We start from the raw sequence: 21,863 nt of genomic DNA on the forward strand, positions 1-21,863 counted from the left end.
TTTTATCCGCGAGTAAACCACATATATCTGTAGGGGCGAAGCATTCCGGTAGATAACCTATTGCTTAGAATATTGTACCGGCGAAGCATTCCTGCAGATAACCTATTGCTGAGAATATTAATGTACGGGCGAACCATTCCGGCAGTAGGGGCGAATGGCCATTCGCCCCTACAATATTTTAAGTAATAAGCTATCTACCGGAATGCTTCGCCCCTACGGAATGCTTCGCCCTACCGTGGTTTAGTAAGAAAGAAAACCGCTGTAAATAGGTTGGTTTTTTCTCAGATTTCCGCGATCGCTGAAATCTGAGAATTCTGGACTAGAAAGATTTCACTTTAGCGGTCAAACTTTGGAGACGATTGCTCATTAAGAGTAACAAATTGCGAGACAGTTCTGGATGTTGATTTAGGAGATTTTCAAAACTGTGGGCTTTCACCACCAAAACTCGGTTAGTTGCGGCGGTTGCCACCACAGAACTCGATCGCGTTTGTCGAGTTAAAACCCCCATTTCGCCAATAATTTCACCGGGCTTAATCGTATTAATCGTTTCTTCGCGATCGCCTCGGAGAATGGTGACATCAGCGGCACCGGAAACCAACACCAATATTTCATCAGATACCTCTCCTTGTTGGCAAAGTTTTTCTCCTGGCTCAAAAATCTCAACTATGGCATCTCTAGCCAAATCGATTAATGCTTCAGGATTAATTGATTGCAAAAAGGGAGTATCAAACAGCAGCAGCAATTTATCCAGAGTGCAGGTCAATTCTGTGGGATGTTTTGACTCGATCGCCCGTTGTTCCCAGTGAATAGTAATCGCCGGTTCAGGCAACCGACCAAAACGCACCGTATCGCCCTGATTTAAGCGCAAGCGATCGCCTTTAATCAAGCGATCGCCCACCCGTACTCCGGTAGAAGAGGTCAAATCAATCACTATCACCCCATTTTCATCCACCGCAAACACCGCGTGTTGTTGTAGCACTCTCAGGTCGGAAATCACAATATCATTGACGGGACTGCGACCCACGCGCACCTCTGGCTGTTGAAAAACCAACTCTTCAATTTTGCCCATCGCCGCCACACGAGCAATCAAAGTCGAAACTTTCACCGATAATTGTTCGTTGGCATTCGAGGAATGAAATCCCAAAAGTTCTGAATTCGTGAGAACTTGCTCCGCTGTTTCTCGCACGAGCCAATGGACAGCATTTTGCTGATCCAGAAGTTCCCGGGCTTGTTCTTTGGCAACATCTGGGGCAATTATCGCCAAGCCATAAAGACTCGCCGCGTCCACCAGGGGGTCAACATCTTGAATCAGTTCTTGTAACACGGCCACCACCGATTGCAAACGCTGCATCATAGAAGCAGAATTGGCGCTTTCTCGGTCTGATGGCAATAAAGTTGGTGCGGATCCGGTAGTAAGTCCCTCGGTTTCTGAGTCCGGTGCAGAGGGTTTTAGCAGGGGGATGATTTCGCGATCGAGTCGCTGCAACCAAGGCACCTGTTGATCGAATCCTTGTAGCAACTTACCCAGGACATTTTCCGCTAAGATGCCCGTAGACCGAGCAATTTCCACGGTTTCTGGGAGATTGCCCAAAATTTCCATAATACTCAGCAGTTGTTTGGCTACCAGTTCTTGCTTATGGGCGATCGCCACCCGTCGCAACAGCACAAAAATCGGCGCTTGAGGATCGGGGACTAAATTACTCAGCACTTGATAGCGAAAAGCCAACTCTTTTAATTGATTCAACAGCACCTCTGCCTTACGCAAAATGGCACTGTTTTCATCAAACATCAGGTTTAAAATTTGGGCTTCTTCTTCCGCATTAATCGCATATTCTTCTTTTAATGCCGTAATTTGCAGCGCTTTTTGTTGCAAAGCCAATTGCAAAGGCACGCCAGTTTCTACCAGTTCCAGCAGTTGCAATTCTAAAGCTTGCCGATAACTCTCTAAGCGGAGTTGATTTTCTTTACTGCGTTGCTTACTCGGATCGAGCAGGTCGGGACTTTCAATTCCCACCTCGGTCAATATCTCAAAGTGTTCTTCTTCTTTTAGACCTAACTCTTGACGAATTTGCTGTAAAAATTCCAAGCTATTGGCGGAATTAACATTTCCCTGTTCCAACGCTTCTTTTAACAAGCCTTTATACACTTGTGTACCATAAGCTCGGTTGACTCCGGGCAAAACAGTCGCCAGAACATAAACCTCATCCGCTTTTAAGTCCGCTAAAGAGCGACCTTCTAAATATTGGGAAAAATCCACCGTAAGTTTGCTGAGTTGACGCCGTAAACTATTGGCCAAACTCTCTTTTTTATACATTTCCCCACTCCGGCTCAAGGTGCGATAAAGCCAGATAATACTCACCGCAATCACCAGAGAATTAAAAAAAAGCTGCAATGGCGTCGGCAGTAACTTCAGCACTGGCCGTCCACCAAACATAAAGTAAATGTTAAAAGCCGAAAACGTACAAACCGAAAAAATCTGGTGTAGTACCAAATCTTGGTTAATCGGTTTTTGGATTTTTTGGCGATACCCTTTATAGGTTTTTTCAATCCAGTCAAACAGAAAGTAAGTTGCGGCAACACAGGCAGCAATAGTGATAGGAGCCGCGATGATTTTTGGAATCGGAATCGGTTGATTGGCAATATAAAATCCAGGTTGAAAAAGTTGCTGCAACTGGTCTTTTTCATAACTCCATACCCCGGAGTAGTAATAGTCAAAGTTGCCGGAAAATAAGAAGTAATAGATATAAAAGCCAATGACTAAACCCACATAGCCATATTGGGTCAGTTTCCGACCGGGTTTATGGAGAATTTCCCAATAAGACCGTTCCGCATCAATATCGATACAAGGTGATTGACAGCTAACACAGGCACTTTTTTCCATATTTTCAGCGGTCACGGTGCGGCACATTGACTGAGTAATCGCCTGTTTTTGTCCTTGGTGCGCTTCACTGCCAAACAGCGATCGCGGTCCATTATAGATCATTTGTACCGGAGCCATTGGGCAGAAATACTGACACCAAGCTTTCCCTTTATAAAGATAACCAACGGCGATCGCACAGCCAATGGTAAACAGTAAAAATAACCCCAAAGCTAATCGATTGGAGTTAACAAAAAGAATTCTAATGCATAACCCTAAACAGAGGAGGCCGAATTGGAAATATAAATGATTTCTGCCCAACCATGAATCTTTTTTAACCTCAAAGATTTCATAGCGAACTTTCCCCGTTTTCGGATTGACAATTTTCTGGTGTCGTTGCTTCCCTAAATGCCGGGGAATTTGGGACAAAAACGAAAGAGGACAAATCCGCCGCCACGCTTCATGGCCGAAGGTTAACAATAGCATGACCGCAACGGGAATCACCATGCCCCAGAAAATTTTTGCTCCCATTGGGTAGGGATACTCATAAAAACATTCCCCTTGGATTTGCGCGACACATTTAGTCGGATCGATCTGAAAGGGACTTAGTTGATTACTTGGATCCGTGAAATAAGGTGAAATCGGATCGTAAAATAAGGAAAAAATTAACAGCAGCCAGCCGATGGTGAGCACCCATCTAACTCGATGCATGGTTTTTTCAGCAATCTTATTAAACATTTTTTGATGCCAACATGAATCTTGTAATCAAAGGTAACTTGTTCGGACTTTACTTCACAGTAAAACTGTCATTTCCTGGAACATATAGTGAAGATATCATCACCAGTTAGTTTTTGACAAGTATTCAGTAGACAATTCTGGCAAAATTCTCAACCCCCCCTATATCCCCCCTTTTTAAGGGGGTTTAGGGGGGATATAGGGGGGCTTGGGGGGGTATCTTCTACGGGATCAAAGCAAGAAGTCTAATGGGATCATTTTCCGATTCATTGATTGATTCCTAGCAATATAACGCCATATAACTATTAGACTATTAGGCATTAGCTATTAGCGTCCCCAATGAGGGAAATCACCGCTTGTAAAAGGGTTTGATCGTGAAAACTGCTTTTGCTTAAATAATAGTTAACCCCAACTTCAAATCCCCTGATTTGATCTTTTTCTCGGTTTTTCTCAGACATAATAATGATAGGAATTGATTGTAATTTAGGATGATTTTTGATTTGCTCAGTTAACTCAATCCCATTCATTCTGGGCATATCAAAATCCGTAATTACTAAATCATAATCAGCGGTTCTTACGGCATTCCAAGCGTCCATCCCATCTACCGCTACTTCCACTTTGTAGCCATGCTTTTCCAGGAGTTTTCGTTCCATTTGTCGGACTGTAATGGAATCATCTACGACTAAGACCTTTTTCACCTGATTTTCTGGGGAACGGGCTGGAGTTTCTCTAATTAACTTTAACTGTCCCCTGGCGATCAGTCTATCGATGGAACCGATCATATCTTCCACATCTAAAATTAAAACTGGCGATCCATCTTCCCGAAAAGCCGCCGCACTAATATCACGCACTTTTCCTAATCTGGGGTCTAAGGGGATGACTACTAAATCGCGATCGCCAATCAACCGATCCACCACTACCCCATAGCGGTGAAAGCGATCGCCGATAGTCACCACTGGCAATGTATCCAAACTCAAGGTAGCTTCTGGTAATTCTAATACTTGAGAGGCAGAAACTAAGCTAATATTTTCTTGCTTGAGGGTAAAATATTGCTGATTTTCTTTCCTCGATATATTTGTTCGATCCAGCTTGACAATTTGTTCGATTTGCGTTAAGGGAAAAGCATAAGCTTCTCCAGAAATTTCGACTAATAAAGTTTTGACCACCGCCAGGGTCAGAGGTAATTGAAAATCAAACTTCATCCCGGTTCCAGGGTAGGAAAAAGCCCGGATTTTTCCGCCCAATTCTTCTATCATGCTTTTAGCAATATCCAAGCCGAACTTTCGACCAGAAATTTCATTAGTTTCGGTGAAGTTAGCCAACTCAGGTAAAAATAAAAATTCCATTAACTCATCTTCGTTCATTTGGTTGGCTATTTCTGGATTAACCAAATTTTTTTGGACAATCATAAGGCGGAGTTTTTCTAAGTCTATCCCCCGGCCATCATCTGTCACCGTAATCGATAACATTCCGCCAGAATGGGTCACAGCTAATCTAATTAAACCTTCCGGTGATTTGCCCAGGGCTACTCGTTTTTCAGGCAATTCAATCCCGTGTAAAATGGCATTTTGCAGGATATGGTTCAGGGGAGTTGCTAATTTTGCTAAGATATCTATATCGACTGGGGTTGACTTGCCAATGATTTCAACTTTGACTTGCTTGCCTAATTTGCTGGCTAAATCATGCACCAATGAAGAAAAACTCATTGATATTTCAGAAAATGGCTGCATTTTACTGGCAATGACTTCTTGGTACAGCCGCTCAGATAAGTTAGTAAATTGTTGGGAAAATAGTTCTAGTTCATTCAGGCGATCGCTCAGGGTTTGCTGGCATTGTTGCTGTTGTTTTTTAGCTATTTTTAAACAAGTAATCGCCGAGTTATTGGCTGAATTGCTTATTAAGTGTCTTTCTAAAGTGGTTAATATTTTTGATAATTCTAACTGCTGTTTTTTCAATATTAGTAATGAATCAGCTAAGGGTGTTAACCAAGTTGATGCAACCAAAGATTCTCCAGCTAAACCCATTAAGCGATTTAGATTTTCCGCCATGAGTTTTACTACTGGGTCTGGGGGTTCTGTCACCTCTTGACCGTCGCGGTTCTGACCGATCGCCGATTTAGTCGATTTAGTCGATCCGGTCAAATTTGGCGCTATTTGTGGTGTTGTTTGACTGGGAGAAGCGATCGCCTCTTTCGCTTCAATGGGGGATCGATCCTCTGGCAAATCTTCTGTTTCCAAGCAATTCTCTGTCTCTGGTAAATCCTCCACTATAGCATTAGCGTTCGGATCGGTAATTTCCGACTGAGGCGCTATCTGACTTTCTATTTTCCGGGGTGTTTCGGCGATCGGGGTAATTTCTGGAACTTTTGAAGCTGGAGAAATTTGCTCCGGGGGAGAATTTGATGATTTGCCTCTAAAAATCGCCGCGATCGCCTGCTTTTGCTGGTTAATTTCTGCCTGATTTTCCGCCAACCAATCTGCCATTTCCGGTTCTTTAACTTGGCTGATGCGATCGATTAACTCCACTCCTTGAAATAACAATTTAATGTCCGCTGGTTCTAACTGAATATTTCCGGCGATCGCCTCCACAAAACATTCCTCCATCACATCAGCAATGGTGACAGCAACATCTAATTGGACAATGCGAGCCGCCCCTTTAATTGAATGTGCCGCTCGCATCAAAGATTCTAAAGCTTTAGCATGGTGGGGATTATTTTCTAGAGCCAATAAATTTTCATTAAAATTCACCGATTGATTTTCTAATTCCATGCGGAATAAATCCAGCATAGAAAAATCACATAAGTCTTGAAGCTGACCGCTCATAAAATCCTCCGTTCTAAAGTATAAAATAATAACTCATCATCTAATAAATTAATTAAACCATCTTTCCATTTCATCAGTGCTTGGGTATAGACTCCATTAGATTTAGCATTAACAGCGGCAGTATTCTCCAACTCTTGAGCATTCAATCGCTCGATTCCATAAACTTCATCTGCCGGAAACACCCAGCTATTTCCATCTTTGGCCATCACGATCATTCGTTGATAAACCACCGGACTTAAATGCGTCGGTTTACCCGCATTTTTTAGCTGAGAATCAGTCGTTCCTAAGCCCAGCAAATGCCGCAGAGAAATACACAGTAATAATTCCCCTCGCACATTGACAACACCGAGAAATATCTGATTACTGCGGTGGGGCACGGTATGAATTTTCTTGGTTTGTGTCACTTCTTTAAATAATTTAGCGGATAAACCAAACCATTCCACTCCCAAGCGAAAAATCAACACCGAGACAGTATTCGACGAGTCTAGGGTTGTCAGACCATTTGCTAAAGTGTCACCGTCTGAGTCAAGTGGTACTTCTTTAGTTTCTGGTGGGAGTGGGTTTGTTCCGCGATTCGCGATAGCGGATTCCGAAAGGGAATCGCGATCCTCCCCGGTTGCCTCATGTTCAACTAAACGCGGATTAGCCGCCAAATATACTGGACAATTGCGACAATGAATCAACTGTTCTAGTTCTGGACAAGTGCAATTACCCATCACTCCGATCTGATTCCAGCAATCTTTACTCATTATGGTGATTCGTTAGGTGATTCGTTATTGGTGATTGGTTATTCCTTGTTGATTGTCATTTAAGTAGGTGGGCAGAAATAAATGCACCACAGACCAGATCGGGAGAAAAACTGTCATTCCCGCGCAGGCGGGAATCCACAGCCTATCGGCGGGGAACGAAAAGTGCAATTAATTATGTTCACCTACTTATTGGTTATTGTTTATTCGTGATTGGACAAAAAATATGCATCCACATCACCAAATAGCCAATTAAGCAATAGCCATTGCTTGTAATTATTAACTAGCAGCACTAGCAGCGGCAATATTTGCACTCTTTATAACTTACTTCACTCCCAGATAACTCGAAGAAATCGCCTGATTAATTTGAGTTGCAGCTTGAGTTTGATTGGCCATTCCTTGACTAACCAGTTGAAAACGCGGAGTTAGATGTTGAATTTGGGAAATAATCGCCGCTAATTGTTGACTAACATTATGCACCCCTTTGAGGCTTAGACTCAATTCTTGGCTAAATTTATCGATTTCTGTGACTTCATTAGACACCGCAGTTTGCATATCTTTGACCATAAGCTCAATGTCTAAAGTGGCAACGGCGGTTTGGTCAGCCAGTTGGCGAATTTCTCGCCCGATCGCGGCAAAACCTGCCCCATATTCCCCGGATTTTTCTGTTTCAATGGCCGCATTTAGTGAGAGTAAATTGGCGCGATCGGCCACCTGGGAAATCGTTGTCATCACTCTACTAATATTATTAGATTTTTCGGTAATTGTTCCCATTCTTGAAGCGATAGAATTCGTATAATTGGCTAATTGATGCATATTTTCTTCGACGCTGGCCAAATTTTCTTTACCATTCGTGACTGTATTAGCCATGTCCTGATATATCGCGGTGACTTGATCAAGGGCTTGAGATACTTGTTCACAGTTCAAGGCCATTTTTTCGGCGATTTGTACCACTTGATAATTCGATGGCATATCTTCCATTTGCGGGGCTTCTAATTGATTTCTAACTGTGACAATTTCTCTACTGTAACTGGTGATTTGCATTGCTGAAGTTTGCATTTGCACAATCAAAGAACTTAGCCGATCTGTCATTGCTTCAAAGCTGTCAAGTAATTGCCTACTTTCATCGCGATCGCTTCTATAGTTTAGGGATTTTTCTCCAGAACGACTTAAACTACCATCGGATATCTTTTCCGGTAGAGCAAATAATTTTTCTCTTTGATTTTTTCGCAGCAAATTTATTACCAGGCTCAGAATGATGCTAATCGCGATCGATAAAGCTGTAGCCAACACTAAAACCCCAAGCATCGATTCATTTGCCCCGGCAAATTTACGTTGATTTATTGCGTAATTGTTGGCAATTTCTGCCATTAACTGTTTTTGAATATTCTCAATTGCCGTCAAATTTAAATTTTCGACGATCTCCCTAGATTCAAGCACTTTGTTTTCTTCCAACAATTTTCGCGCCGTTTCACAATCATTAAACAAAGTTTCTGCTTGTTGGATAAGATTGATTAACAAAAACTGTTTTTTGTTTTCTTCTTTAGCACTATTTATGGCTAAATGTATATTTTTAACTTTGCTAATTTTTTCCGGAAATAAATTAGCGGTTTCTTGATAAATTTGGCCATGATATTTGCGATCGGGTAACAGAACATAGCTGCGGGCGTTTCGCGCTAATCTGCCCATCTCAATCATAAAATCGTTCACTTCTAACAGGGTATTCGTGGTCAGTTTTGTCTCTTGCTCAAACTTTAAGGAGTTTTGCGACTTTACATATACAGTGAGGCTCAAAGTTATCAGCAAGAAAATGGGAATGGAAAATCCCCAAAAACTCCGGTTGTTTCCAATAGATTTGTTAAACATATTTTCTAGCTAATTTATTTTAATTCTGTGTTTTAATTCTGTCATTGCTAATCGAGTCTTTGAAGTATGATAATACATCTGCGGTTGCGTTATAGCAGTCCCACCATATTGTCCATTGTATTCATAGACTATATGAGTATCCCTATCCCAATTGCTTGATCGGGGTTAGGGGTGAGGAAGGATTTTGTCAAAACTGCCACGGGGATACAGAAATAAATTAATAAATTTTGACAAAATATAACACAATATAATTTTATTTTAAGCGATCGCGCTGGGCAAAAAAAGGATGGATTAAATTAACTCAGATTTAATCCATCGACCACGGGTTTTAACCCGTGGTGATAAGAACCCAGTCCGCCCAAGGGCATAGAAAACCTGATACACTGCTGATATGGGTTTTGCTACTTGAGCGATGGGTTGTAACTATTCAATATAGCCATCGTCTTTAAGCTTTTGCAAAACCTTATTGACACATTCATCTACAGTTTCTATGTCCGTGCGACACTCAACATCAGCATTTTCTGGAACCTCATAAGGATCGTCAATCCCCGTAAAGTGTTTAATTTCCCCAGCCCGTGCTTTTTTGTAGAGTCCTTTGACATCGCGCTTTTCACACTCAGCCAAGGGCGCATTGACGAAAACTTCAACGAAATCGCCAATCTGTTGTTTAACTTCTCGTCGGATTGCCCGATAGGGGGAAATAACCGAAACCAGCACAATCACACCATTACGAGTCAACAGATGTGCCACAAAACCAATGCGGCGAATATTGGTATCTCGGTCTTCCTTGCTAAAACCCAATCCTTTGGTCAGGTTTTCCCGCACGATATCACCATCAAGTCTCTCAATTTTGCATTGGTTATCTCGGAGATATTGTTCCACCCGATCGCTAATGGTGGTTTTTCCGGCTCCACTCAACCCTGTAAACCAAACTGTGACGCCGCGATGTTTCATTTTTATTCGACTCCAACTATAGCAATAAGAATATAGCAATAAAAATATAGCAATAAAAAACATCCTGTTGAGCCAAGATTTTAGAAGAGTTTGTAAAGACTGACTAGGTTGATGTCCCCGGGGATTTTAAGTCCCTGATTACTGGTAGATTTTTGCCGGTTAATTATCGGCAAAAAAAACCCGGTTTTTTTTTGGAAAAACCGGGTTTTTTTCTTTATTTAATAGTTAATGGAGCTGAGCGGAATCGAACCGCTTTCCGAAAAACCTATTAACTTCCCACTCGTTCACAGGCGTAGCCTTTCTAATCCTCAAGGCGGGAACCATCCATTATCCCGGATGATAGGATGCAATGGTTAAGTCTTAGCTAACAAGCAACCAGAGTAATCTTGTTAGAGCATCCGTTGGGGGTTGGTCTATAGTCCTTAACGGAGTCAAACTACAGACGCTCGAACCTATGAGAGGTTATTAGGCAGCAACAGTGGCCGCTTTACGAGCAAATGGAACGATGTTGTTCGCAGTTACTTTTTTGTTTGAGCCTTGGATTATCGAGAGGAGACTCACTCTCGGCCTGAATCACAGGACCAGCTTTCAATTTCCCGTCGAAACCAAAACAGCCCCTAGCACTTTCTATTATAATAAAAAATTCTCAATTGTCAAGAAGTCGTGGGAGCGGGGTGTGGGGCCGCCATCGGCCGCCATCGGTGTGGGCTGTGGGGCCGCCATCGGTGTGGCGTGTGGGGTGTGGGGGAGCGGGGGAGCAGAGGAGCAGAGGAGCGGGGGAGCAGAGGAGCATTTAACCAAGAACAACCAACAAACAACCAAGAACAAACAACCAAGAACAAACAACCAAGAACAACCAACAACAAACAACCAACAACCAACAACCAAGAACAAATAACCAACAACCAACAACCAACAATAGGATAAATGGAGATATTTGAAATTGAAGTTACTGTGTTTAAGTAATGGTCATGGAGAGGATGCGATCGCAATTCGCATTATCAAGCAACTTCAGCAGCAACCGCAGCCCCCAGAAATCGTGGCTTTGCCTTTGGTCGGGGATGGACTGGCGTACAAAAACCAGCAAGTGCCGATCGCCGGGCCGGTGAAGCGGATGCCTTCTGGTGGTTTTATTTATATGGATGGTCAGCAACTTTGGGGAGATTTACAAAGTGGCTTGCTGAAACTAACTTGGGAGCAAATTAAAGTGATTCGCAGTTGGGTTCAGGATGGTTCTGCCCCAGAAAAGCCAGAAAAGAAATTTATTTTAGCGGTGGGAGATATTGTGCCCCTGTTGTTTGCCTGGTTAAGTGGGGCTGACTATGCTTTTGTGGGGACGGCGAAATCAGAATATTATTTGCGGGATGAAGTGGGTCTGTTACCCCGTCAGTCTTGGTTTGAGCGGTTGGAAAGTTGGTCTGGGTCGGTGTATCTGCCGTGGGAACGGGTGCTGATGCGGCAAAAACGTTGTAAGGGAGTTTTTCCCAGAGATACTTTGACGGCGACAACTTTACAGAAATTCGCGATTCCCGCGTTGAATTTGGGAAATCCGATGATGGATGACTTGGAGGAAGAAAATCCCCCAGGGATATTTTATGATCCCAAAAAAGTATTAAACGCAGAATTGAAAGAAAGTCAAAGACCTTTGGTGGTGGTGCTGCTGCCTGGGTCGCGATCGCCGGAAGCAGCAGAGAATTGGGAAATAATTATGGCCGGTGTGACGGATTTGCTGGCTGCATTAGGCGATCGCCCCATAATTTTGCTGGGTGCGATCGCCCCTGGGGTCAGTTTAGAACCTCTGCAAAAAGTGCTCCAGATTTATGGCTGGAACCTGCAAGCCAGACCTCAGCCATCATCTGCAACTGAGTTAGGAATTACTGAGTTAGGGATTAAAGACCCCAATGCCCTCTATTTCCAACAAAAAAATACTTCATTAATTTTAACTCAGCAAAGTTTTGTCTCTTGTCTGCAAAAAGCTGACCTGGCGATCGCGATGGCAGGAACTGCCACGGAGCAATTTGTCGGTCTGGGTAAACCGGCGATCGCCATTTCCGGACGGGGTCCACAATTTACCCCCGCATTTGCCGAGGCCCAAAGCCGGTTACTGGGGGCATCATTAATTTTAGTCAATCGTCCCTCACAGGTGGGCGCCGCCGTCCAGCAACTTTTTCGTGACCCCGATCGCCTGGAATTAATTAGACAAAATGGCCGAAGACGGATGGGCGAACCGGGGGCTGCCCATCGAATTGCCCGCTATTTAATGGAGCAGATCGCCGTTAATGGTTAATGGTTAATAGTTATTAGTTATTAATTATTAATTATTGGCTACTTGCTATTTGTTATTATTTATTAGTTATTCTTTATTCGTTAGACAAACAACCAACAACAAACAACCAACAACCAACAACCAACAACTAACAACCAACAACTAACAACAAATATTAATTTTTCACTAATACCCCTGGTTCTTTTTGAATGGGAACTACATCTAAAATATCCATGTCGCAGCAATATTTAAGGTCTTCATCTCGATTCAGTCTAAGCAGCCGTTGACCATGACTAGCTAAACGCATCAGTTGTAAGAGATCGTCTTTCCATTGCTCATAAAGAGCGATCGCGCCAATCACTTCATCATTGCCAGCGAATTCGCCAATTTTCAGACCTGTTGCTGCGATCAAACTATGGGCGATCGCCCCCGCACAAACCGTATCTTCCAGGGAAAAACTGCCTTCCCAACCTGATGCAACAATCCAGACTGTTTCTGGTTTTTGGTCTAGAATAAAGTCCACCACAGCCTGACGATTAATTAAAGCCGCTGCCAGCACAATGGGGGCTTTTTGAATGCATTGCAGGGCTCTGGTGCCATTGGTGGTACTGATAAATAAGCGGGATTCTTTCACCCGTTCTGGAGTGCAATCAAAGGGAGAGTTGCCCATGTCGCAACCTTCTACCTGAGCGCCCCCGCGTTCCCCAGCCCGCAGCCGCTTGTGGGCAGGCCAAGCTTCACTGACTTGCATCAACTCATTTATATCACTGAAAACTTGCACGGCTTCGGCGCCCGCATTCAAGGCCGTTGCCATCGTACTGGTAGCCCGTAAAACATCAACAGCGATCGCACAATCTGGGACGCGATCGCTCGGAGTTAATTCAGGAGTATGGTAAATATATAACTTCACTGTTTGGCTTCACTTATTGTTTTATCCAGTCGGAATAACATTCTATTGGTTTGTGTGCCATCAAAAGCAATGATTTTTTTATCTTGAGGAATATTTTTTCCCACAGGTAGAAACAGACCCCACTCCTGTTGCGGTTGGCGGCGCTACGGGATTCGCCACGAGAGCGGCTACGGCAGAGGCTAAGTGCTGCGAGTTTAAGAAAAAAACTTCGCCAATTGCCAATAAGACAGCGTTTTTTTTCTTATAGGTTTTATAACTTTTTTTAATTTTGATGCGGATTTGCGAATTTGACTCAGCGATCGTAGGGTGGGCAAATTCTTGCCCACCCTACATTTAGCGATCAATAATTATTGATTGATTGTTTGGTCAAATAACCAACAACCAATAACCAACAAAAAAATCCCTACCCACCAATAACCAACAACCAATAACCAATAATCAGCAAAATTTTCAAGCGAAATATTTACTTAATAACAAGGCTAACTTTTCCTTGGTGGCTGCTGGTGCGTGATTTAAAGGGGTTAAAATTGCATATTTCAAGGCCGAATGCGCCTCAGAAATGGGCGGATTTGCTTGTAAACGTCTGACTGTTTCTTGAATCACTTTTTGAGCATTCACCGCATTGCGTTGCAAATTGCCAATAACCATATCTACTGTGACACTATCGTGGTCTGGGTGCCAGCAATCGTAATCCGTGACTAAGGCTAAGGTGGCATAAGCGATTTCCGCTTCCCGCGCTAATTTGGCTTCGGTTAAATTAGTCATGCCGATAATCGTGGCATCCCAACTCCGATAAAGATGCGATTCAGCTTTGGTGGAAAATGCCGGCCCTTCCATACAGACATAAGTGCCCCCACGATGCAGGGTGACATCGGGTAAGTTTAAACTAGCTACCGCATCGCCAATAATTTTAGCCAGATGGCCGCAAACTGGATCCGCAAAAGCAATGTGAGCCACAATCCCATCCCCGAAGAAAGTGGCAATCCGATTTTTGGTGCGATCGATAAACTGATCCGGGACGACCATATCCAATGGCTTCACCTTTTTTTTCAGGGAACCGACCGCTGATGCGGAGATTAAATACTCCACCCCTAAACTTTTCATGGCATAAATATTAGCCCGGTAGGGAACTTCCGAAGGTAAAAAAGTATGGTGACGGCCATGCCGCGCTAAAAAAGCCACACGAGTTTGCTCTAATGTGCCCACAATGAGTACATCAGAAGGATCGCCGAAAGGAGTATCAATTTTGATTTCTTCTACTTCTGTCAGGCCATCCATTTTGTACAGCCCGCTACCACCAATAATGCCAATTTTTGCTTGTGCCATGAGTAATCCCTGTCACCAAATTTTTACCAACATACTTGGTTATTGTATAGGAAATTTGCTCAGTTAATACATGGTGTCAGTGATTTTTGTCACTAAGTTTGCTAGAAAATATCACAATACTTCCATGAGCGCGATCGCTTCTGAATCTTTATAAAATCTTTAAGAATAGAAAGATAAAGTTGTCATATAGACTTGAGAGGGATTCTATATGCCAGGAACTAACAACATATCCAGAACTTCAGTGGACAGCATCGTCAACCGGATCTTTAGATGGAAAAAAATTACCAGGAATGACCAACATCTCCTGATGTCAGCATTGTTTGCCAAAGAATCGATTAGTCCAGAGGAAAAATATCAAATTGATCGAGTATTTGATGCAGTAAATAGTGGTTTTTTGAAAGTGCTTTAAGCCAAACCAGCCCGGTTTGTCAGATAAAAAATTATGTCACGAGGAGCAGAGGAGCAGGGGAGCAGAGGAGCCCGCCGTCGGCAGAGGAGCAGAGGAGCAGAGGAACAAACAACTAACAACTAACAACCAAAGAATCCCTACCCAAAGAATCCCTACCCAAAGAATCCCTACCCAACAACCAACCAACCAAAGAATCCCTACCCAAAGAATCCCTACCCAAAGAATCCCTACCCAACAACCAATGTAATTTGATTATGAATTGGCTACAATAGTAACAATACATTCAGTCTGACAAAGAAAAGGAGTTAATTATATGGTGTCAACAAATAACTGGGGAATCACCAATGAAACTAAAGAAATGTTCAAACATCGAGTAAATCCGATTGTGGAGCATTTTCTCTCGACTGATACATTGTTTGAGAATTTGAATCGGGATGAAATGATCGAGGTCATGGTTGATGCGTTTAGCAAAAATTTTTCCGCCGAGCAATTAGAAAATATGTCCGATGAAACTTTAACGGCGAAAATCAGAAGCGTTTTAGGGTTAGAAGCCTTGTCTCATTTGTTTGATGATTGGACTCCCGAACAAATTGCCGAATATGAAGCTGCTGTTAAAGATGTCAGGAGAACTTGGTAATGGACTATTTGTTGGATACGAATATTTTAACCGCCATTTTGAAAAACAATTGGCCAAATCATTCTAAATAATTGGGGTTAGTGCTGAGATCGGCGGGAAGGTTTTCAGCCCTGCCAATGACCCCTAGTTGTAAAGCCAGATCGTAGCAATTTTGGGATTGATTTAGTTCTTGAAGATGTTTTGTAATTGCCTCGATAATAAGTTCTTGTTCGGTTTTGTTGGTTTGCTTGGCAATTGCTTTTAATTGTGCTTCTAAGTAGACTGGCAGAAATAAATGCACCACAGACCCCATTAGAAGAAAAACTGTCATTCCCGCGCAGGCGGGAATCCACAGCCTATCGGCGGGGAACGAAAAGAGCAATTAATTATGTTCACCTACTTAGTTGGGGTTCAAGAGTAATTTTCATCATTCACCAGTCAATTAATTTTAATTGTGATTTAATATATATTAATACCGTTTCCCATCAAAAGTGCAACTCTTCTGGACGCGGGGCGACCACCCTTCGGCAGATGGAACGGTTGACGAAAAAATTGGCCGCACAGTTTACTGAAAGCGCCAATCGGGAAAATCTCTGGAGGTTGGAGTTATGAGTCCTTTACTACAACAGCTATTGCAGCAAGTCGAACAACTAGCCCCTGAAGAGCGCTTAGAGTTAATTCGACAGATTGCACAAGGGCTGAAAAAGTCAGAGGTGGTCGTCAGACCCAAGCCTCGATGGAGCGATTTAAAAGGAATGGCTCCCTATCCAATGATGGGAGAAGATGCTCAAGAGTGGGTTTCGCGTACTCGACGAGAAGCCGATGAGCATCGAAGCCAAGTTTTGCGAGGCGAATGATGAGAATTGATGAGGCTCTTTCTGGGGTATCGCGGCTGTTTTTAGATACGGCTCCTGTCATTTACTTTGTAGAACGGAATCCTAGCTTTATTGATCGGGTCGATCCAATATTCGATCGATTAGAGTCTGGGATTACCCCAGTAGTGGGATCGGTGACGGTTGCCGAGTGCTTAGTGGGTGCGTTGCAGATGGGCTTAACGAATTTAGAACAAGCATATATGGCTATCTTTACACGAGATGATGTACTGTTTGTGGCGAATACCCTGACGATCGCTCGTGAGGCTGCAAGGGTGAGAGTCCGATACAATCTGCAACTTCCTGACGCATTGCAAATTGCCGCCGCGATCGATGCTGGCTGTGAGGCGTTTTTAACTAATGACGTGCAACTGAAACGGGTAACAGAATTAAAAATTATCGTTGTTAGTGAATTAGCGATTTAACCAGCCGATTTGGATAGTGCATCATCTTCTGGCGCAGATTATCGCGTTTAGAAATATTGATTGATTAGACATCTCCAAAAATCAGCTATAAAGCCTTGATATGGCTTTGTGACTGGCAATTATTGGAGATGTCTATTAGCTAAAAATCTGTCATTCCCGCGAATGCGGGAATCCCAGGATTTACGTCGGGAAAAGAAAAGTGCAATTAATTATGTTCACCTACTTAATAATCAGGCTATTGTTACTAAATTAATCACGATCGGGAAAAATATCTTCTCCATATTCTGCAATCAACTCATTGAAAAATTCTTCCCCTTCTAGATTATCTATCATTAAACTTTCTTGGATTTATTCTTGTTGTTTTAAAGCAATTTTTTCAGCTATTTTATTATTATTATTGATACATTTTTGATATTGAAATTCACACATATTAATGGCTTCTTGTAATGTTTTTCCTTTCCCTAAAAAATTGATATTTACGGGGTGTTCTTCATCTTCAATAGCTAGAATTTTTACTACTTCCCATGTAATTTTTTGTCTCCCAACATTAAGAGTAAATTTATGAGTATTTGATTGACATGACAATTCAAAATAAGATAACTCAATATATGAAAAGCCATTTTCATGGTAAGCGAATGTAACGGTATTGGGGTTAACCATAGGGTCGATTTTTTTGCAAGTATCAAACATTCGCTGCTTGGTCAACGGAATTTTTTGTTCAATAAAAGAATCGATGATTATCTGAGAATTAGTAAATGTTTTTATTCTGGCTTTATGAAATTCTAAATCAGCTTCTGGTAAAGTATTTCCATAGCCCATGATATTTTTTGGTGATTTTGCATATTTAGTATTCTTCGTAGGTGTTTTTAAAATCAGCCAACTTTGAAATGTTTCATTGTCAAATGAACCCCGCAAATAAGCATAAGTTTTTAGGCTATGAACTTGTGAGTTTTTTAGATTTTTCCACGATGTATTTAATTTGGGTTTTTTAGAAAATCTATCTTCAATAATTTCAAGTGAATACTCTTTCGGATTTTCGGAATATAATGGAGCATCACAAATAAATAATATAAAATTTTCCAATACTTCAATTGCACAGCGAATATCACTAAATTTATTAAATAAATTTATGATTAATTCATCTCGATATAGCCGATCGCAAAACAATAAATTAGCCCGATCTATGAATCTTCCTGATTGCGTCGAAATCGTTGGATCGAAGATAGAGCAATATGTAATAAAGTCATCTAAACTTTTAAGATCGGGTTCTTGGAAAGGAGGTTGCGGTTTTGGTTGATTCCGATCATTCAAAAAAGCGTCCATGTTTTTCATGTGATTTTCCTCACAAAATTTTGACTACTAACAATTCATTGCCTCTGTCATCGATCGCCTTGACAGCAATTTTTTTATGCTCACCTGCTGCAAACGGTGCGCTAATTGTCGCGGCTAAATGATCCTAAACTTGATCGTCATAGGTTCGCTTTAATGCCTTCTTATGATAAACTGGCCACTGAACTTGCCGAAAGTGTGTCAAATTTCCTTGTTTCCACCACCTCCAGTTAGATAACTGATTCCGGTTTGTTTGGCATAGTCTGATAGTTTCATGTCAATATATTACCAAGAATTGCCATGTCTGACTATATTTTTATTGAAACTTTACAATACCAAATCCGCTGGCTCAAGTAGGGGCGATTCGCGAATCGCCCCTACTTGAGAACCGAATTTAGTTCAAAAAACCCAGTTTGTTGCTAATCCTGCAATAGCCAAAAGCCACTATAAGTCATTCCAGAATCATCCGGTTGAACCAGGAGAAAATGTAACCCTTTAATCAGTTGTTTCCGGGTTTGATAATTTTGGGCTGCTGCCGCAACTTCTTGGTCTTCAAAGGTGGCAATAACCCAGCGATCGCACAAACCAGCCTCTAAGATTAATCCATCTGGTTGACCGGGGATATAATTAATCGATACCGGATTAATTTCTTGCAGCCATCGGGCTAATTGCATCGATGACCGACCGCCATAAATCACAATCCCAGGGACGGCCACCGTTGAGGCTAATCCTAACTGAATCGGGGTAACAAATTCGGGGATTTCTTTGACGGGAATCGGCAAATCTGCAAAGGTATCAATTAAATCCCCAGCTTTTACCGTTGCCATACGCCATTGTTCTCCCCAGAGGTTTTCTGGTAATGGTAATGGAGGCGGTTTATCTATGGCTAATGGTTCATAATTTTCTCGGATATAACGAGGATCGCTGGGATATTCTTTTGCCCTGTCAATGAGCGATCGCTTCAAAGCCAAAGTGCGCCGTGTTGGTTCTACGGGAATCCCGAAGCTTTGAGCCACAGTCTCAATTAAACTCAAACTCTGAGGTCGAAATACTTGGATTTTATCCGGTAGTTTCCCATGATTAACTTGCGGGAATTGCGCCCGAACCCAATCAGCATTGACCTCGGATTGCGGACATAAATTAGAAAATAAAGGGGCTGAATCACTGGCATCACAAACCAGTAATTCCCATAAAGGTTGTCCCGATTCATTTTTCAGGGGACGACGATAGCAGTCAACTTGCCAAATTTTCATTGATTAAATATAGAATGTGTTAAGAACAGGATAGAGGAAAGAGGGAAGGGGGAATAGGAAAGAGTTTGGAAAAATCAACCATGTGTAGGCATTGGCCAATCTGAGATGAACCCGACAATAATGCATTTTGATTCAATCGATGTCAAATATCTGGTAATCAGTAAATAAATCATTAATCTGTTCTAAATTTAAATCAAATTGACCAATAGAAATTAACTCTACCCACCGTCCCTCTGGCTGATGGGCTAAACGAATTTGCCAATAATTCTCTGGCAAATATGGTAATCTTTCCGCCCATTCGATCGCGACAATTCCTGGTTCAACTTCTATCCCTTCCCAATAAATTTCTGGGTTAAGACTCGGTATTTGGGCAGGTTCTAAACGATATAAGTCGAGATGGTAAAGGGGAATTCTGCCTTCTAGATATTCTGTGATTAAGGTAAAAGTTGGGCTAACAATCGGTTCAGTAATATTCAAACCTGCCCCAATTCCTTGAACTAAGGTTGTTTTTCCCGCACCCAAGTCCCCTGACAGCAAAAGAATACTGCGTGGTTTGAGCGATCGCCCTAAAAACATTCCTAATTCAATAGTCGCCGTAGGATCGGCTAAAAAAATTCTCTTTCCCTGTTGACGCATATCTCGGTAAACAATAGTAAATATTATGGAAGTATAATGGCAGTTTATTCAATCTTTTGCCGTGTGATAGGCCGGATGATATTAGATATTGTATCAGAGATTGATTCTTGCTAAAATTCCCTGAATGTATTACCCTTCCCTGGATCTAATATCTTCATCTACGCGGCAAAAACCTGACGCTCTTTATTCAGCTTTACACTTTCGTTTTAAGTAGTTGCATTCGACTGTACCAACGCAATAAAACCCGAGCCAGCAGTTGAGGATTATGCCGAACATAACCCGTGTCAGGGTCTTCTTCCATCACATTAGCATTCACAATTTGTCTCCCAGAATTTTTGATAGCTTCGCGATCTAAAAAAACCGGATGAGAATTATCTTGAGCATAGCGAATTAAGGCTTGAGCCGATGGGGATTGTGACTGCACTAATACGGCATTAAATAACTGACGACCACAGGCAAGATCGATCGCCTTAATATGATCGGCAACGCTGTAATCTTGGGTTTCTCCCGGTTGAGTCATAATATTGCACACATAGATTTTCGGGATATCTTTTCGGTCGATCGCCTCAGTAATTTGCGGCACCAAAAGATTAGGAATCACACTCGTATATAAACTACCTGGGCCGAGAATAATAAAATCAGCTTCCTCAATGGCTTGAAGGGCTTTCGGTAACGCTGGGGGATTAGCTGGAATGCAGCCAATTTTGACAATTTTGCCCCCCGCTTCAGAAATACTCGACTCCCCAGTAATGCAACGTCCATCGGCTAATTCCGCCCAAAGATTCACATCACAAAGAGTGGCTGGCAGCACTTCCCCCCGCACGGCTAAAACCTGAGAACTAGCAGCGATCGCTCGTTCCAAGTCTCCGGTAATATCAGTCATAGCTGTAAGAAATAGATTACCAAAACTATGACCTTCTAAACCTTTACCGGCACGAAAACGATATTTAAACAACTCAGTTAATAACTTTTCCTCTGCCGCTAACGCAGATAAACAGTTACGAATATCTCCAGGGGGCAACACACCATTTTCTCGCCGCAGACGGCCAGAAGATCCCCCATCATCGGCCACGGTGACGATCGCCGTAATATTACTACTGTAATGTTTCAATCCCCTAAGCAACGTCGAAAGACCAGTCCCACCGCCAACCACCACAATTTTTGGCCCGCGATTTAATCGGCGATGATTCAGCAACAAATCCACCAATTCCTCATCATTATCGGGTCTTAAAGCCCCGGCGATCGCACCCACAGTCCGCCCGTGAGCCCACAGCAACAACAAAATCCCCATCACAAGAACCAACGGGCCACTAATATAATTAGGGATCACCGTAGTCAGAGTAGACAGAAACGTCTCCAGAAATTGCATCACCCGAAAAATGGGGTTCAATCTAATCCAAATCGCTAGACCCAACAGACTGAGGATCACTCCCAAAACACTAATCAGTAACCAGCGCTTCACAAATAATCCAGGGGAAAGCCATTTGGCCCACTGATTAACCCGATTTGAAGGTCGGCGGGAATACAAATTCTGGGTACTTCCGGCAGCAAATGAGCGGGTTTCAAACTCAATTGCTTGAATTGCTTTTCTCAAGAAACCGTTGGCCATAATTAATTTTGACTTTACAGGATAAAAAAAACGATATACAAAACTTTACACTACACATACAATGGTTGACTGATGACCGTTTGATCTTCAGGCATCCCTTCCCACCACCTGAGTATCCGGGAGTTCGGGGAGTTGACGGCTATGCTGGCGTGCCGGTTGACGGCTGACGGTTGACGGTTGACGGTTGATTATTTTAGAATAATTAGCATTTAGTTTGCATTTTTAGATCAAG

General features: G+C 42.4%; 17 protein-coding genes and 1 other RNA gene. 5 read left to right on the forward strand and 13 right to left on the reverse strand.

What is annotated here, in order from left to right:
* Nucleotides 1-319: 319 nt before the first annotated feature.
* From ABWT76_RS15490 to ssrA, 6 genes are all read right to left on the reverse strand, one after another.
* A complete protein-coding gene (locus tag ABWT76_RS15490; RefSeq protein WP_354634576.1) occupies nt 320-3,595 on the reverse strand; it encodes a cyclic nucleotide-binding domain-containing protein in 3,276 nt (1,091 codons plus the stop codon).
* Between the two features lie 317 nt (nt 3,596-3,912).
* On the reverse strand, nt 3,913-6,414 hold the full coding sequence (locus ABWT76_RS15495) for a hybrid sensor histidine kinase/response regulator (protein ID WP_354634577.1): 2,502 nt from the start codon (nt 6,412-6,414) through the stop codon (nt 3,913-3,915).
* Entirely contained in the window at nt 6,411-7,163 is a 753-nt protein-coding gene (locus ABWT76_RS15500) for a chemotaxis protein CheW (RefSeq protein ID WP_354634578.1), read from the reverse strand. The genes ABWT76_RS15495 and ABWT76_RS15500 overlap by 4 nt, the downstream gene beginning before the upstream one ends.
* Nucleotides 7,164-7,484: 321 nt before the next feature.
* Entirely contained in the window at nt 7,485-8,954 is a 1,470-nt protein-coding gene (locus ABWT76_RS15505) for a methyl-accepting chemotaxis protein (RefSeq protein ID WP_354634579.1), read from the reverse strand.
* Between the two features lie 495 nt (nt 8,955-9,449).
* Nucleotides 9,450-9,980: an adenylyl-sulfate kinase gene (gene cysC / locus ABWT76_RS15510; RefSeq protein WP_354634580.1), complete on the reverse strand. Its 531-nt coding sequence runs from the start codon at nt 9,978-9,980 to the stop codon at nt 9,450-9,452.
* A gap of 226 nt (nt 9,981-10,206) precedes the next feature.
* Nucleotides 10,207-10,598, reverse strand: a transfer-messenger RNA (tmRNA) gene (gene ssrA, locus ABWT76_RS15515).
* Between the two features lie 325 nt (nt 10,599-10,923).
* Between ssrA and ABWT76_RS15520 the strand changes: the two genes are divergently transcribed.
* The gene (locus ABWT76_RS15520; RefSeq protein WP_082348707.1) at nt 10,924-12,267 is read left to right on the forward strand and encodes a lipid-A-disaccharide synthase-related protein; all 1,344 of its coding nucleotides are present in this window, start codon (nt 10,924-10,926) and stop codon (nt 12,265-12,267) included.
* 154 nt (nt 12,268-12,421) lie between these two features.
* On the opposite strand, the gene ABWT76_RS15525 is transcribed toward ABWT76_RS15520, so the two are convergent.
* Together ABWT76_RS15525 and ABWT76_RS15530 are read right to left on the reverse strand one after the other, a co-directional pair.
* On the reverse strand, nt 12,422-13,156 hold the full coding sequence (locus ABWT76_RS15525; RefSeq protein WP_354634581.1) for a 2-phosphosulfolactate phosphatase family protein: 735 nt from the start codon (nt 13,154-13,156) through the stop codon (nt 12,422-12,424).
* 450 nt (nt 13,157-13,606) lie between these two features.
* Entirely contained in the window at nt 13,607-14,482 is an 876-nt protein-coding gene (locus ABWT76_RS15530; RefSeq protein WP_054464374.1) for an S-methyl-5'-thioadenosine phosphorylase, read from the reverse strand.
* Nucleotides 14,483-14,690: 208 nt separating this feature from the next.
* On the opposite strand from ABWT76_RS15530, the gene ABWT76_RS15535 reads away from it, so the two are divergent.
* Complete coding sequence (locus ABWT76_RS15535) at nt 14,691-14,891, forward strand: hypothetical protein (protein ID WP_354634582.1); 201 nt, start codon at nt 14,691-14,693, stop codon at nt 14,889-14,891.
* A 313-nt stretch (nt 14,892-15,204) separates the two neighbouring features.
* Nucleotides 15,205-15,528 carry a hypothetical protein gene (locus ABWT76_RS15540; protein ID WP_190877568.1) on the forward strand — a complete coding sequence of 108 codons (324 nt, stop codon included), beginning with the start codon at nt 15,205-15,207 and terminating at the stop codon, nt 15,526-15,528.
* Nucleotides 15,529-15,586: 58 nt separating this feature from the next.
* Here ABWT76_RS15540 and ABWT76_RS15545 read toward each other — a convergent pair whose 3' ends face one another.
* Nucleotides 15,587-15,838 carry a hypothetical protein gene (locus tag ABWT76_RS15545; protein ID WP_197285193.1) on the reverse strand — a complete coding sequence of 84 codons (252 nt, stop codon included), beginning with the start codon at nt 15,836-15,838 and terminating at the stop codon, nt 15,587-15,589.
* Between the two features lie 277 nt (nt 15,839-16,115).
* Between ABWT76_RS15545 and ABWT76_RS15550 the strand changes: the two genes are divergently transcribed.
* Nucleotides 16,116-16,364, forward strand: coding sequence for a hypothetical protein (locus ABWT76_RS15550; RefSeq protein WP_054464378.1), 249 nt, complete (start codon nt 16,116-16,118; stop codon nt 16,362-16,364).
* Nucleotides 16,361-16,804, forward strand: a complete 444-nt coding sequence (locus ABWT76_RS15555; protein WP_354634583.1) for a PIN domain-containing protein — start codon at nt 16,361-16,363, stop codon at nt 16,802-16,804. The genes ABWT76_RS15550 and ABWT76_RS15555 overlap by 4 nt, the downstream gene beginning before the upstream one ends.
* Before the next feature lie 348 nt (nt 16,805-17,152).
* Here the strand turns inward: ABWT76_RS15555 and ABWT76_RS15560 are convergent, their stop codons facing one another.
* The 4 genes from ABWT76_RS15560 to yvcK all read right to left on the reverse strand — a co-directional run bounded on the left by ABWT76_RS15560 (nt 17,153) and on the right by yvcK (nt 21,631).
* Nucleotides 17,153-18,136 (reverse strand): hypothetical protein, encoded by a 984-nt coding sequence (locus ABWT76_RS15560; RefSeq protein WP_354634584.1) that lies wholly within the window; start codon nt 18,134-18,136, stop codon nt 17,153-17,155.
* Between the two features lie 416 nt (nt 18,137-18,552).
* Nucleotides 18,553-19,386, reverse strand: a complete 834-nt coding sequence (locus ABWT76_RS15565) for a Tab2/Atab2 family RNA-binding protein (RefSeq protein ID WP_354634585.1) — start codon at nt 19,384-19,386, stop codon at nt 18,553-18,555.
* A gap of 132 nt (nt 19,387-19,518) precedes the next feature.
* Complete coding sequence (gene tsaE, locus ABWT76_RS15570; protein ID WP_054464382.1) at nt 19,519-20,022, reverse strand: tRNA (adenosine(37)-N6)-threonylcarbamoyltransferase complex ATPase subunit type 1 TsaE; 504 nt, start codon at nt 20,020-20,022, stop codon at nt 19,519-19,521.
* 193 nt (nt 20,023-20,215) lie between these two features.
* Nucleotides 20,216-21,631, reverse strand: a complete 1,416-nt coding sequence (gene yvcK / locus ABWT76_RS15575; RefSeq protein ID WP_054464383.1) for a gluconeogenesis factor YvcK family protein — start codon at nt 21,629-21,631, stop codon at nt 20,216-20,218.
* Nucleotides 21,632-21,863 lie beyond the last annotated feature (232 nt).

The sequence above is a fragment of the Planktothricoides raciborskii GIHE-MW2 genome, assembly GCF_040564635.1.
GTDB lineage: Bacteria > Cyanobacteriota > Cyanobacteriia > Cyanobacteriales > Laspinemataceae > Planktothricoides > Planktothricoides raciborskii.